Here is a 13,342-nt window from a genome sequence, read left to right on the forward strand (position 1 = left end):
AAAGGTCGTTTTTGTCAGGCCTGCTTCTTGAAACGCGGGAAATTGAAGACGATAGCAAGTCCGCCGCAGATGAACAAGAGAAACGGGTAAAACATGTACGGCACGAGAGCCGGTGAGGCCGTGTTCGTCAACTCGGCGGCGATGAGCAGTTGTGCCCCATAAGGCAAGAGACCTTGCACGCCACACGAGAAGATATCGAGCACGCTCGCCGATTTCTTACGCTCGATGTCATACGTGTCGGCGATGTTCGCCGCAAGCGGTCCGGCGACGAGAATCGAAATCGTATTGTTCGCCGTGGCGACGTTCGTCGCACTGACGAGCCCGGCGATGCTCCACTCGGCACCGGCCCGTTGTTGAATCCGGGCGGTGAGGGCGTCTCGCAAATAAGTGAGCCCTCCGTTATGCGAGATGAGTCCGACGAGCCCGCCCATGAAGAGTGTCAAAATCGAAATCTCCGCCATGCCGATCATCCCGTCGGCCATCGCCGTGACGAACGCCGTCACGGACAAACTGCCGTCTAACAATCCGATGATGCCGGTCAAGGCGATCCCTCCGAGCAAAACGAGGATGACGTTTAATCCTATCAAGGCGAGGGCGATGACGGCGAGATAAGGGATGAGCTTGTACCATTCGAAAGCAGCGACTTCAATCGTCGATTCCCCGCTCGATAAGACGGCGAGTAGAATCGTTGTGATGACGGCTGCCGGCAAGACGATCCAAAAGTTTGTGCGGAACTTGTCGCGCATATTCGTCCGTTGCGTCCGCACTGCTGCGATCGTCGTATCCGAAATGAACGACAAGTTGTCCCCGAACATGGCGCCGCCGACAACGGCAGCTGCCGCGATGGCGATATTGACACCACTTTCTTCATGGATGCCGAGCGCGATCGGTGCGAGCGCCGCGATGGTCCCGGTTGACGTGCCCATCGCCATGGAAATGAAGGCCGCGATGACGAACAGACCGCTCAAGAGAAGGGACGGCGGTAGTAACGTGAGCGCCGCATTGACGGTCGCGTCAATCGCTCCGATCTCACCGGCGACGTTAGAGAACGCTCCGGCGAGGAGGAAGATGAAGATCATAATCAAAATGCCTGGGTTGCCCGCACCTTGCGCGATGCGTTCGACGGTTTGCGTGACGCTCCCTTTCGTCATCATCGCTGCGACGATCAAGGCGATGAGTGCCGCGATCAAGACAGGGAATTTATAAAAGTCACCGTAGTAAATCCCGGCCCCGATGAAGAAAGTAAGGAAGACGAGTAAAGGCAAGAGTGCCCATTTGTTTGCAGTTGGTTGTTCCAATCGTTTCACCTCATTCATAGAAATAAAAAAGAGAGCCCTTCGAAAAAGGCTCTCTCCATGTAAGAAGCGCCTTTTTCATCTTTCAAGCACGTGCTTGCTGGATTTGGCACAGGTTCCCCGCTGCCGAGACGTCACAGGGCCAGTCCCTCAGTCTCTCTTGATAAAAAAGTCGGATGATTTAATTATAAGACACGTTCCCTAACCTATCTGTTTCGAACCGGTTTGTCAATAGAAAATCCCCACGCTGTGTGAGCGTGGGGACGGGTCAAGTCGTCAAATAGTTGTAGTGGGCGACTCGGTTGCGCCCGGCATACTTACCGCCGACGTATAACGCCCGGTCCGCGTTACGAATCGTGTCATCGAGTCGTTTGTCACCGAACGCTTGAATCGTGTCGACCCCGATTGAGGCGGTCACTTGGATATCGATTCCGTCGACATGGAACGGTTTATCCTCAATCTTTTGGCGGATGCGCTCAGCGATTTCGACGGCTTGGTCGACGTCGCAGTGATTGAGCAACAAGATGAACTCTTCTCCGCCGTAACGGGCCGCAAAGTCCTCGGTCCGCAACGCCTGGCGGATGCGCCGGCCAAACTCTTGGAGGACGCCGTCGCCGACTTGATGGCCATGCGTGTCGTTGATTTTTTTGAAGAAGTCGATATCAAGCATCGCGACCGAGATCGGATACATGGAGGCGTCTGAAATTTGCTGAATCCCGTATTCATAAAATGCCCGAGCGTTCGCGAGGAGCGTCAAGCTGTCCGTCCGGCTCTCCGTAAAGAGGCGATCCCGTTCGTGGCAACGGCTGATCGTTCGATTGAACGACTTGAGCAGTTTGACGATTTCGCGCTGGATGATCAGCGGGTAGCCGTAGACGTGCTCGCCTGCCATGACGATCCACGTGCGAATCCCCTCGATTTCTTCGGAGCGGACAGAGATGAAGCTATGGTAATCGTCGTGGAACTCATCTGACATCGGTGCGTCCCATTCAAAACGCATCTCATACTCGACGGACGATTCGTTCGGATACGTCGAATCGAGCAAATCGAAGACGCGTGGGCGTTCAATCGGTTGCCGCGTCTTTAAATCGAAATAGAGCGAGCGGTCGAACAGCGTGAACTCGACGTAGCCGGCGTCATATTGATTCAACCGTTCACATTGGCTGAGGAACACTTCGATCGCTTGCGCCTCACTTTGCGACAGCGACACGGCTTCTTTTGCTTCATCGTATTGTTCGATGAGTGACTTGAACGCGTCTTGCCGTCCTTTTTGAATCAACAGTCGTTTGATGAAAAACGTGAGCGCGGCGGCGATACTGCTGACGACGAGCAAGTTCGTCTCGCGGAAGAAAGAAGCCGCGAAGATAAAGACGAGGCTGACGATATACGTGTAAAACGCGATGCTCAAGAAGTCGCGGACAGGCACGTCGACCCGGAACCACCAACCGACTTGGTATTTCTGGACGACCGTGTTAAAGATGATAGCGGCAATCAACCCGGCGACGGGGAGAAACGATTCTTGCGTGTAAAAGCCGAGTCCTGTCTCACCGCCGAGCGCCAAGTAGACGCTGGCCGGAATCGCTAGTTCTAAAAAGGAGGTGATAGCATTCCACGGATACGTGAAGCGGAAGCGCCGGAGCGCGACGCGCGGCTTCAAATTGACGAACTGGAAGACGAGCAACCCGATTTGGTTGACGAACAACGCCGTCTCAAAGTCAAAGAATAAAAAGATGATCAGGACGATACTTTCAGAAAATGTGAAATAGATGCCTTTGCGCTCGATGGAGTCGAGTTGGAAGATGATGACGAGCAGGGCGATCAAGATGAACGGCAGCGGCTCAATGGCCGGCGTATTCAACACGCCAGTAGCAAACAATGTAATCGTCAAAAGTACAAAAGCACTCCAAATACCCCAGCCGAGGGCAGACATCTTACGGAAATGGTTCATGGCCCCTCCTATGTGGGAAAATCGAATATGTATCGTAAAAAATTCGGCATCAGCAGGCGCGAGTCCTGCCTATTCCTCATAATGGCGGAATTCTAGCATTGAGTCTATATGAATTATCCTCTATAATGAAATTGCTTTTCAACCACATAGACGAAAGTCGATGAAAAAGAGAGTAACGACCGTTTAGTCAACAAAGCGACCTAGGGATTGGTGAGAGCCTGGGCTGACAGACGTCGCGAAACGCACTTTTGAGATGCTATCCGAAACGAGTAGGCGTAGCCGGGGGACCCCCGTTATCACCGATAAAGCGGTCTGCGTCAAGCAGGCAAGAAGAGTGGTACCGCGGGCCATCCCGTCTCTTTGCATCTGTGCAAAGGGCGTTTTTTTTATGTAACGATTGATCATTTAAGGAGGAATAATAATGAGTTATGAACGCAAGTATGCAGAAGCGTTGTCCCGTGTCATCGGCGACGAGTTGACGCTCGACCAAATCGAGGCCTTGATTGAAAAACCGAAACACGAAGCGCATGGGGATTTAGCGTTCCCGTGCTTCCAACTCGCGAAAGCTTACCGGAAAGCCCCGGTCATGATTGCGACGGACATCGCGGGCGAACTGAACGATGAACTGTTCACGAAAGTCGAAGCGGCAGGACCTTACGTCAACGTCTTCTTGAGCCGTGACGTCGTGTCCCAAGAGATCATCAACACGGTGCTCGATGAGTCGGCGGACTACGCGACGCACGCGACGCGCAACGAGACGATCGTGACGGACTTCTCGTCGCCGAACATCGCGAAACCGTTCTCGATGGGCCACTTGCGCTCGACGGTCATCGGTAACGCCATCAACCAGATTGCCCGTAAAAACGGCTATGACGTCGTCGGCATCAACCACCTTGGCGACTGGGGCACGCAGTTCGGAAAACTGATGGTCGCCTACAAGAAGTGGGGCGACGAGGAAGCGGTACGCGCCAACCCGATTGCCGAGCTGTTGAAACTTTACGTTCACTTCCATGAAGAAGTGAAGACGCAACCGGAACTCGAAGACGAGGGCCGTGCTTGGTTCAAAAAGCTTGAAGACGGCAACGAGGAAGCGACTGAACTATGGACATGGTTCCGCGATGAGTCACTGAAGGAGTTCCAAAAAGTATACGACCTTCTCGGTGTCGAATTCGACAGCTTTAACGGGGAAGCGTTCTATAACGACAAGATGGACCGCATCGTCGCCATGCTCGAAGAGAAGCAGCTTCTCGTCGAAAGTGAAGGGGCGATGGTCGTCTCACTCGACGACGAGAACTTGCCGCCGTGCTTGATCAAGAAGAAAGACGGCGCGACGCTCTACGCGACGCGTGACTTGGCGGCAGCCGTCTACCGTCACGAGACGTACAACTTCGTCCAGGCCAACTACGTCGTCGGCGGCGAGCAGGCGCTTCACTTCAAGCAACTGTTCTCTGTACTTCGTAAACTCGGCTATGACTTTGTCGACGGCATGCACCACGTACCGTTCGGCTTAATCTTACAAGAAGGGAAGAAGATGTCGACACGTAAAGGTCGCATCGTCCTTCTCGAGGAAGTGCTGAAAGAAGCGATCGAAAAAGCACAGGCGAACATCGCGCAAAAGAACCCGGAACTTGCGAACGCAGACGACGTGGCCCGTATGGTCGGCGTCGGCGCGGTCATTTTCCACGACTTGAAGAACGAGCGCATCAACAACATCGAGTTCGACCTCGACAGCATGCTCAAGTTCGAAGGAGAGACGGGTCCTTACGTGCAGTATACGAACGCCCGTGCGAACTCTCTCCTTCGTAAAGGCAACTACGACGGTTCGACGTTCGCTGGTGCGGACGACGATCATACGTGGGGTGTCGTGACGATGCTCAACGCCTTCCCGCACGTCATCACGCGTGCCCATGAGCGCCGTGAACCATCGATCATCAGCCGCTATGTTCTCGACTTGGCGCAAGCGTTCAACAAGTATTACGGCCACGTCCGTGTCCTTGAAGAAGACGCAGGCAAGCAGTCGCGTCTCGCCCTCGTCAAAGCTGTGACGATTGTGTTGACGGAAGGACTCCGGTTGATCGGGGTTCAAGCTCCAGAAGAAATGTAAGCATAACGAAAGGGACCTCGCAAGAGGTCCCTTTCGTTATGTCACGCTTTCATCCGCGTGACGGTCCGTGTTTCGGTATCGTACAGGCACCATTCGCGGTCGAAGATGACGGCGCCGACGTTGATGACGTAGCGTTTCTTCTTCAGCTTGAACGGTGTCCCGAGTTCCCATGGGATCGAGCGTCCTTTCCGGTAAATACCAGGGATATGGCTATGGCCGATGAAGACGAGCGGGTACTTCCCTTTCTCGACGAGCGGCTCCCAATCCGGACTCCACTTCACTTGGTGGCCGTGCAAGAACAGCGCCTCGTCGAGTGTCGTCTGTTCCGGAAGCAAGGCGATGCGTGTCTTGACCGGATGCGAGACGACGAGCACCTCGTCGATTCGTTCTTCTTGGTTGCCGCGCAGGCTCGGGAACGTGAGGAGTGCCTCATACTCCGGATCGTACGTCATCACGTCCGTCACATCGTGAAACCGTTCGTTGCGCCGCTTTTTGCCGATATGGCACTCGTACAAGTCACCGAGGCAGAGGATGTGCTCGGTCTCGCGGCGAACCGACGCAAGGACGGCTTTCAAATCATCAAACGAGCCGTGCGGATCACTGATGATGGCGAGTTTCATCGGTAGTTCGTGAACTGGGCGTCAACCGACAACTCGAGCTCACGGACGAGCTGCATGACAGCTTGCAGGTCATCACGCGACTTGGCCGTCACACGGATTTGGTCGTCTTGAATTTGTGGTTTCACTTTCAATTTCGACTCTTTGATGGCGTTGTTAATTTTTTTCGCGTCGTCTTTATCGATTCCGCTCTTCAACTTGACGCGTTGACGGACGGTGCCGCCGAGCGCGCGCTCGATTTTTTGATAGTCGAGGTTTTTCGTCGGGACGCCGCGTTTGATCAGCTTAGAAATCATGACGTCTTTTAACTGTTCGAGTTTATAGTCGTCGTCTGAGACGAGGACGAGGTCGCCGTTATCGAGTGACATCTCGCTTTTCGAGCCTTTGAAGTCATAACGGTTCAAGATTTCTTTTTCGGCGATTTGAATCGCGTTTTTCACTTCTTCGAGGTTCATTTCTGACACAATATCAAAAGAATTGTCTTTTGCCATGTTTCATCCATCCTTTATGAGGGTTTTGTTATAATGATAGCAGATTTGAAGTAGTGAAGGAGTGAAAGAATGGAACGTACTATCGATCAACAGACAAATGTAGATTTAGATCATATGGCTTATCACGGAAAAGACCTCGGGGTGACGTTTAAAAGTGACTTCATCCGATTGCGTGTCTGGTCACCCGTCGCGACCGAAATGGCTGTCAAACTGTACCGGACGCCGCGGGCGCGCAAGTTTGAACGGATGGCGCTCGAACGGGCAGAGAAAGGGACGTGGGTCATTGAACTCGATCGCTCGTTTGAAGGACAGTTTTACGTGTTCGAGGCGGTCGTTGACGGCAAGCGTGTCGAATCGCTCGATCCGTACGCGAAAGTCGTCGGTGTCAACGGGAAACGCGGATGTCTTCTCGACCCATCCGCGCTCAATCCCGACCATTGGGTGAAAGAACGCCCGCTCTTCCACTCTTCACAAGAAGCGGTCATCTATGAAGCGCACGTCCGCGATTTGACGAGCCACCCGGACAGCGGGGCATTGCATCGCGGCAAGTTTCTAGGCATGACCGAGGTCGGTACGAAGACACCGAACGGCTATCCGACGGGGCTCGACTACATCACGTCACTCGGCATCACCCATCTGCAACTCATGCCGTTCTTCGACTACGGATCGGTCAATGAGTCGAAAGAAAGTGAATCCAATTACAACTGGGGTTATGATCCGGTCCATTACTTCGCCGTCGAAGGGTCTTACGCGTCATCCGCGGACGATCCGGCAGCTCGAATCATCGAACTCAAAGCGATGATTCAGGCGCTGCATGACCGTGGCATCCGTGTCATCATGGACGTCGTCTTCAACCATACGTACGATGCGTTGACGACGCCGCTCGGTCAATTCGTACCTGATTATTATTATCGCTTGAACGAGGACGGGACACTCGCTGATGGATCGGCGTGCGGGAACGACACGGCGTCAGAACGGGCGATGATGCGTAAGCTCATCGTCGAATGTGTGACGTATTGGGCGAAAGAGTTCATGATTGACGGCTTCCGTTTCGATTTGATGGGGCTGCATGACGTCAAGACGATGAACCAAGTCCGCAAAGCGCTCGACCGGGTCGACCCGTCCATCCTTGTCATCGGAGAAGGCTGGGACCTCGACACGCCGCTGTCGGTGCGAAAGAAAGCGAACCAGCACAACGCCCGTAAAATGCCGCGTATCGCTCAATTCAACGATGCCATCCGAGACGGGGTACGCGGTGACGTGTTCATCGACGACTTACCGGGTTGGGTGAGTGGCAATCTCGACATGACGAGTGACGTGAAGCGCGGTATCGCCGGTGCCGTCACGAGTCAAAGTTTTGCGGACGAGCCGAACCAAGTCGTCAACTACGTCGAATGTCATGATAATTTGACGCTTTGGGACAAGCTTGCCGTGACGAATCCCGATGATGACGAGACGACGCGCCGTCGCCGGCACCGTCTCGCGACGACGATCGTCATGCTCGGGCAAGGCATCCCGTTTCTCCATAGCGGACAGGAATTCTTCCGGACGAAAGACGGGGACGAGAACAGCTTCAACTCTGGTGAAGTCGTCAACCGTCTCGATTGGACACGGGCCGAGACGGAGACGCCAAGCGTCGAGTATGTAAAAGGATTAATCAGCCTGCGGAAACAATATCCGTTGTTCCGTCTCGAGAACGCCGAGCAGATTCGCAAACATTTACGCTTCTTCGATGAAGAAGAAGGGGTCATCGCCTATGAGCTCAGCCGTCACGTCGAGGGCTACGTCGAGCGCCACCTCGTCTACCATAACGGACTAGAACAAGAAGTCGAAGTGAAACTTCCCTCCGGTAAGTTCGAGGTGAACGTCGAAGACCATACCGTCAACTTGACAGCGCCACGACTCATCGAAGCGCGGCATGTAACGATCGCCCCGCTCTCGACGCTCGTCGTGACCGAACGCCGTCCGGACTACAGCAAATATGCCGTCGCCGGCGGAGCCGCTCTTGCGATTCTCGGTCTCTGGTATGTGGCGAAAAAACGGAAAAACAAGCAAAAGTAAGCACAAAAAAAGGAGACGTCATTCCGTCTCCTTTTCCTCGTTCGCTTCCGATTGTGAGGCTTCAAGTTGCATCATTTTTTGTACGAGGATATGTTTTGGCATATGCATCAAGTCTTCGAGCGGGACGTTTAACTTCTTGGCAAGTTCGACAGCCGTCTCCGGTGACAATTGAAGTGGGCGCATTAAAAACTCTCCTTTCTATAAGTGGATTAGCTACCGCCAGTATACAGGAAAACAGGACGAAATGAGAATGTGTTCGTGGAACACATTCAAAATCGTCAAAACGTTCGGTCGTTGCTAAGCTAAAGTTAGGAAGTGATCAAATGTACAAACAAGTCGCAGACTATCAATTTCATCAGACGGTCGAATGGTTAGAGCGTGTCGGTGGAGGATGGATGTTATATTTGGCGCAAACGGGATTTTTATTCTTTGACGAGACGTTCCACGTCCAATGGGAACTCGAATGGGAATGGACACCGTGCGCCCTCTTTATAGAACCACATAGAAAGATTGCCGTCGCATTGTTCCGCGATCGGCAGACGTACGGCATCATCGACCTCAAAAGAGGCACGATGGAAAGTCATCCGCTACCGCGCGCGTTTCACGACGATTGGTTCAGCAATTTATATCATTGGGACGGGGACGACCTGTTTCTGTACTCGGCCGAATCCGATATCGTGGCGCTCAATGTGAGCGACAAGACGTTTCGTTACAGCCGGTATGAAGAAGTCCCGACGTTCGGAGCCATTATCGAGCTGGCGTATCAGCCAGATTACGATTTCGAACGTTTCACGTCCCCAGGTCTCGTCACATTGTATGACGAACGGAATCGCCAATTCCTCGTCGATGACGTCGGTGCCAATGAGCGCTGGGTCATTCCGTACGGGGGCGAACGGGATACCGTTATCGTCGATCAAATCGGCGAGACGACCGCGATCACCTCGTCGACAGCGTTCCAGCTGTTCGATCGTGAGCGCGAACTGTTTTCTTCTGAAGTATGTGCCGAAAATGAACTACTGAAAGTCGTTTTGCTAGACGAGGCGGGTGACCGGCTCGTCGTCTTGTCAACACCGCGTCGCTTTTGTCACAGTTGGCTTCAAGTGTTCGAACGTTGACGTTCCTGAACCCGATCAAGGTTCAGGAATTTTTTGTGAAGACTCTAGTGAAAGCCCGAGAAAACGGGAAGAGTCTTTTTAGACGGAGAGGAGTGGGAACGTATGGAACGGTTAGGACACGCGTTAGTCCGATGGCGCTACATAGTCGTCGCGATTTGGACCTTATTATTGGCGGTATCCGTGTATTTCGGGTTACAACTCCCAGGTGAACTACGGGGCAACGGTTTTGCCATCCAAGATGGACGGTTTGCTCAAGTCGAGGACAAGTTGAACGATCGGTTCGACCGAGCCGGCGCCTCGATGATCGTGTTGCTTGAAGGCGGGGACCTCGATGCCGTGCTCGAGGAGCAACGCGACCGGCTCGAATCCCTGCCCGGCGTCGATGGGGTCATCACGCCGGAAGAGAATCCGGATGCGCGTGTGGGGGACGTCGCATATTTGTTGCTCGAGTTTAACGACTACGACACGGCGGAAGCGTCAATTGAAGACGTCCGCAACGCCCTCATTCAAGACAGTGACACGGAAGTCCGTTTGACCGGGGAGCCGGTCTTTGCCGACGATTTGAACGAGGCGTCGAAAAATGACTTAATTCGGGCCGAACTGATCGGGATACCGGTCGCCCTCATCGTCTTGTTGCTAGTGTTCGGGACCCCGCTCGCGGCGTTCATGCCGCTCTTTGTCGGCTTGATCACGTTTATCGTCGCGGCCGGATCGCTGTTCTTCTTCGCTCAGACGATGGAACTGTCCATCTTCGTCTTGAACGCAGTGGCGATGATTGCCATCGCGCTCGGGATCGACTTCTCGCTTCTTCTCGTCAACCGTTATCGGGAAGAGCTTGCCAAAGGGAAATCACGAGAAGCGGCCATCGTCCGGACGGTCGCGACCGCAGGACGTTCGATTTTATTCTCGGGCCTTTGCGTGTTCGTCGGATTGGCCGGACTGTTGTTCATTCAAGTCGACGTCTTCCAAGCGATCGCACTCGGCGCGCTGATTGCCGTCGCTGGAGCCGTGCTGTCGGCGCTCACTCTCTTGCCGTCAGCGCTTTATATCGTAGGGGATGCGATCAATAAAGGACGCCTCGTTAAGACGAACGAGCTTCGTTCAGAAGTGCGCTGGCAACAACTCGCACGTTTCGTCATGAAACGTCCGGTCGTCATGACGCTCGTCGCGCTGCTCTTGTTACTGCCGAGTCTTTGGTTCGTACGAGATTTGGAGTTAAACATCCCGGATGCGGACGCGCTCCCGACGTCGTATGAGTCGCGGGCCGCGCTCGAACGCTGGGATGACGTGTTCGGCGAGACATCGACAGACGCAGTGTTGTTGTTTGAGACGAACGATTTGACCGATTCGATGATTCTCGAAGAATTGACGGCGCTCACCGACGAGTTGAACGAAGACCCGATTGTCGACAACGTTACGACGTTCTTGACGGCGTCCGGGCTGACACCGGAAGCGTTCCAGCAACTCGCCGAGGCCGCCCCGGAACAGCTTGAGGCGTTCGACCGCCTCGTCACGCTCGACGGCAATACGGACCTCGCTCTCGTCAACGTCAGTTTCAACGTTCCGCCAAGCGATAAAGAAGCGCAGGCGTTCGTCCGCGATTGGCGTGAGCAAGGGTTCGATGTCGGGGGACCGGCCGCATTTAACGAAGAGATTTACGAAGAAATCTATGACAGCATCCCATACGCGGTCATCACCGTCATCTTGGCGACGTTCGTCATTCTCATGTGGGCGTTCCGTTCGATTTTGATCCCGATCAAGGCGATCATCATGAACGTGCTTGGTCTCGGGGCGACGTTTGGCCTCTTGGTCATCATCTTCGAATCAGGTTACGTCTATGACGCCGAGACGATCAGTATTTTGACGCCGGTGTTCATCTTCTCGCTCGTCTTTGGGCTCTCGATGGACTACGAGGTGTTCCTCGTATCAAGGATTGAAGAGTACTATCGGGAGACGGGAGATAATGATTACGCGACGGAGATGGGACTTGCGAAGACGAGTAAAATCATCACATCGGCTGCGATTATCATGATTGTCGTCACGGGGGCGTTCGCCTTTACGGGTGTCAGTCCGATCAAGCAGCTCGGTGTCGGCATTGCGCTCGCAATCTTCATCGACGCGACCATCATTCGAATTCTCCTCGTGCCGTCTTTGATGAAACTGTTCGGGGATTGGAATTGGTGGTGGTTCGGAAAGAAAAATTTACCGAAACGTAATCTACATTAAATGTACATTTAATGAAACACTCGTTAAAGTATGTTAAAATAGTCCCATGAATACGCGCATTTATGGGAAAGGAAGGTCTTTATGGACACCGAGAGGGCATGGCCTCTGTTTCAATTACCGGACTTCTAGCGTTGAGTGTTTACAGATGAAATCAATGTAAAACATCAACAAACGGAAGATCGGAGATGGAACAGATGGAACCGCGGCTACGACTGAGGATCCTCCTCTCCGTTGAAAACGGGGAGGACAATCGGAATGAAACGAGTTGCTACCATAGTGCTCGGAACGCTGATCATGGCGTTCGGTTATTATTATTTGAATGAACAGTTTGGTTTGGCAGAAGGAGGCTTTGTCGGGTTAGCGTTACTCGGCCGCTATTTATTTGATATCGATCCTGCGATCTCGATGATCGTGCTCGACATTCCCTTCTTTTTAATCGCCCTTTGGTGGAAAGGCTGGCGCTTCGTCGGACAAGCGGTGCTCGCGGCGGCGTCACTCTCGCTCAGCTATGCGATGTGGGACCGGCTCGACCTGTTGACGTTTGACATCCAGGTTTGGCCTGCGACCTTATTTGCTGCGATCGCAAGTGGAATCGTGACCGGTTACGGTCTCGGTCTCGTCTTGAAGTCAGGCGGAGCGACCGGAGGCGACGATTTATTCGCACTCGGTTTGTCAAAGTGGACCGGCGTATCGGTCGGAACGATTCTCATCGCCTTCGATGTGATCGTCCTCGCGATCTCGCTCATCTACTTGCCGCTCTCGAACGCGCTTTACACGCTCATCGCGGTCTCGATCGCGGGTCGTGTCGTCACGAAGATGTTGACGGAAGACGCTGTCGAAGTAGCCGTACCAAGTGTGACCAAACTTGCACCAAAAAACGATCTCGCGTGAGATCGTTTTTTTTTTTTTGCGCGATACGTCCGAGCAGAATCGCAACTGGTCATTGGATGGAACTCGCAATGTGAAGTAAATCTTCTTTTGAGAGATGGTCTCCTGTATAGTCGATGGCGTATTCGACATTGTCTTGTTGCCAACTGACCATCTTCATATCATCAAATTCGGTATAGTGACCGTCTAATCCGTCTCTAATCCTGACTTCATCGTCCCAACTGCTGACATGATTCCAGCCTATGTCAGTGGTCGCCCAAACGGTGAGTGACTCGGTTTCATTTTTATAGACGAGCCTCACTTGGTTTAAGTTCTGGAGGTAGGCATGTTGCTCTTCTACCTGGAGGGGGAGGTGGGAGGGAGGTGCAACATGGAACGGCACGAACGAGGTTGCAACGGTAATCGGCATGGGGAGAGGTGTACGGCTGATGACCAAAAGCGCAAACGTCATAGCAAAGATCATGAGGAAAACGCCACGGCTCTTTCGCTGTTTTGTGTGCTGAATCACTTTCTATACCTCCTGTTTATCGGTTCACTTCTAGAATACAGGAATGAGAAGATAAAGAATGAATTTTTTTTACTAATTATGGATATACA

At 53.1% G+C, this 13,342-nt stretch carries 11 protein-coding genes, 1 riboswitch and 1 other annotated feature; of the genes, 5 read left to right on the forward strand and 6 right to left on the reverse strand.

Annotation, left to right across the window (positions count from 1 at the left end):
• Nucleotides 1–14: 14 nt before the first annotated feature.
• Together JJU47_RS09555 and JJU47_RS09560 are read right to left on the reverse strand one after the other, a co-directional pair.
• A complete protein-coding gene (locus JJU47_RS09555) occupies nt 15–1,298 on the reverse strand; it encodes a Na+/H+ antiporter NhaC family protein (protein ID WP_483298124.1) in 1,284 nt (427 codons plus the stop codon).
• A 72-nt stretch (nt 1,299–1,370) separates the two neighbouring features.
• Nucleotides 1,371–1,465, reverse strand: a riboswitch (SAM riboswitch).
• Nucleotides 1,466–1,563: 98 nt separating this feature from the next.
• Nucleotides 1,564–3,243, reverse strand: coding sequence for a GGDEF domain-containing protein (locus JJU47_RS09560; protein WP_228618683.1), 1,680 nt, complete (start codon nt 3,241–3,243; stop codon nt 1,564–1,566).
• A 151-nt stretch (nt 3,244–3,394) separates the two neighbouring features.
• Nucleotides 3,395–3,606: a binding site (T-box leader), on the forward strand.
• Nucleotides 3,607–3,664: 58 nt separating this feature from the next.
• On the opposite strand from JJU47_RS09560, the gene argS reads away from it, so the two are divergent.
• Complete coding sequence (gene argS / locus JJU47_RS09565) at nt 3,665–5,347, forward strand: arginine--tRNA ligase (protein WP_228618685.1); 1,683 nt, start codon at nt 3,665–3,667, stop codon at nt 5,345–5,347.
• 41 nt (nt 5,348–5,388) lie between these two features.
• On the opposite strand, the gene JJU47_RS09570 is transcribed toward argS, so the two are convergent.
• Nucleotides 5,389–5,967: a metallophosphoesterase family protein gene (locus tag JJU47_RS09570; RefSeq protein WP_228618687.1), complete on the reverse strand. Its 579-nt coding sequence runs from the start codon at nt 5,965–5,967 to the stop codon at nt 5,389–5,391.
• On the reverse strand, nt 5,964–6,455 hold the full coding sequence (locus tag JJU47_RS09575; protein WP_228618690.1) for a YajQ family cyclic di-GMP-binding protein: 492 nt from the start codon (nt 6,453–6,455) through the stop codon (nt 5,964–5,966). The genes JJU47_RS09570 and JJU47_RS09575 overlap by 4 nt, the downstream gene beginning before the upstream one ends.
• 69 nt (nt 6,456–6,524) lie before the next feature.
• Here JJU47_RS09575 and pulA point away from each other — a divergent pair, with 69 nt between their 5' ends.
• Complete coding sequence (gene pulA / locus JJU47_RS09580; RefSeq protein WP_228618692.1) at nt 6,525–8,516, forward strand: type I pullulanase; 1,992 nt, start codon at nt 6,525–6,527, stop codon at nt 8,514–8,516.
• Between the two features lie 18 nt (nt 8,517–8,534).
• On the opposite strand, the gene JJU47_RS09585 is transcribed toward pulA, so the two are convergent.
• The gene (locus JJU47_RS09585) at nt 8,535–8,699 is read right to left on the reverse strand and encodes a YycC family protein (RefSeq protein ID WP_081977035.1); all 165 of its coding nucleotides are present in this window, start codon (nt 8,697–8,699) and stop codon (nt 8,535–8,537) included.
• Between the two features lie 140 nt (nt 8,700–8,839).
• Between JJU47_RS09585 and JJU47_RS09590 the strand changes: the two genes are divergently transcribed.
• From JJU47_RS09590 to JJU47_RS09600, 3 genes are all read left to right on the forward strand, one after another.
• Complete coding sequence (locus JJU47_RS09590) at nt 8,840–9,631, forward strand: hypothetical protein (protein WP_228618695.1); 792 nt, start codon at nt 8,840–8,842, stop codon at nt 9,629–9,631.
• A 102-nt stretch (nt 9,632–9,733) separates the two neighbouring features.
• A complete protein-coding gene (locus tag JJU47_RS09595) occupies nt 9,734–11,857 on the forward strand; it encodes an MMPL family transporter (RefSeq protein WP_228618697.1) in 2,124 nt (707 codons plus the stop codon).
• A gap of 255 nt (nt 11,858–12,112) precedes the next feature.
• Nucleotides 12,113–12,748, forward strand: coding sequence for a YitT family protein (locus JJU47_RS09600; RefSeq protein ID WP_228618700.1), 636 nt, complete (start codon nt 12,113–12,115; stop codon nt 12,746–12,748).
• 49 nt (nt 12,749–12,797) lie between these two features.
• Here the strand turns inward: JJU47_RS09600 and JJU47_RS09605 are convergent, their stop codons facing one another.
• Nucleotides 12,798–13,253, reverse strand: coding sequence for a hypothetical protein (locus JJU47_RS09605; protein WP_228618702.1), 456 nt, complete (start codon nt 13,251–13,253; stop codon nt 12,798–12,800).
• Nucleotides 13,254–13,342: the final 89 nt, after the last annotated feature.

The organism is Exiguobacterium sp. (assembly GCF_020832205.1).
Lineage (GTDB): Bacteria > Bacillota > Bacilli > Exiguobacteriales > Exiguobacteriaceae > Exiguobacterium.

Coding starts and splice junctions, on each gene's coding strand:
- JJU47_RS09560 (WP_228618683.1), bottom strand. CDS start 3,243: ATGAACCATTTCCGTAAGATGTCTGCCCTCGGCTGGGGTATTTGGAGT.
- argS (WP_228618685.1), top strand. CDS start 3,665: ATGAGTTATGAACGCAAGTATGCAGAAGCGTTGTCCCGTGTCATCGGC.
- JJU47_RS09570 (WP_228618687.1), bottom strand. CDS start 5,967: ATGAAACTCGCCATCATCAGTGATCCGCACGGCTCGTTTGATGATTTG.
- JJU47_RS09575 (WP_228618690.1), bottom strand. CDS start 6,455: ATGGCAAAAGACAATTCTTTTGATATTGTGTCAGAAATGAACCTCGAA.
- pulA (WP_228618692.1), top strand. CDS start 6,525: ATGGAACGTACTATCGATCAACAGACAAATGTAGATTTAGATCATATG.
- JJU47_RS09585 (WP_081977035.1), bottom strand. CDS start 8,699: ATGCGCCCACTTCAATTGTCACCGGAGACGGCTGTCGAACTTGCCAAG.
- JJU47_RS09590 (WP_228618695.1), top strand. CDS start 8,840: ATGTACAAACAAGTCGCAGACTATCAATTTCATCAGACGGTCGAATGG.
- JJU47_RS09595 (WP_228618697.1), top strand. CDS start 9,734: ATGGAACGGTTAGGACACGCGTTAGTCCGATGGCGCTACATAGTCGTC.
- JJU47_RS09600 (WP_228618700.1), top strand. CDS start 12,113: ATGAAACGAGTTGCTACCATAGTGCTCGGAACGCTGATCATGGCGTTC.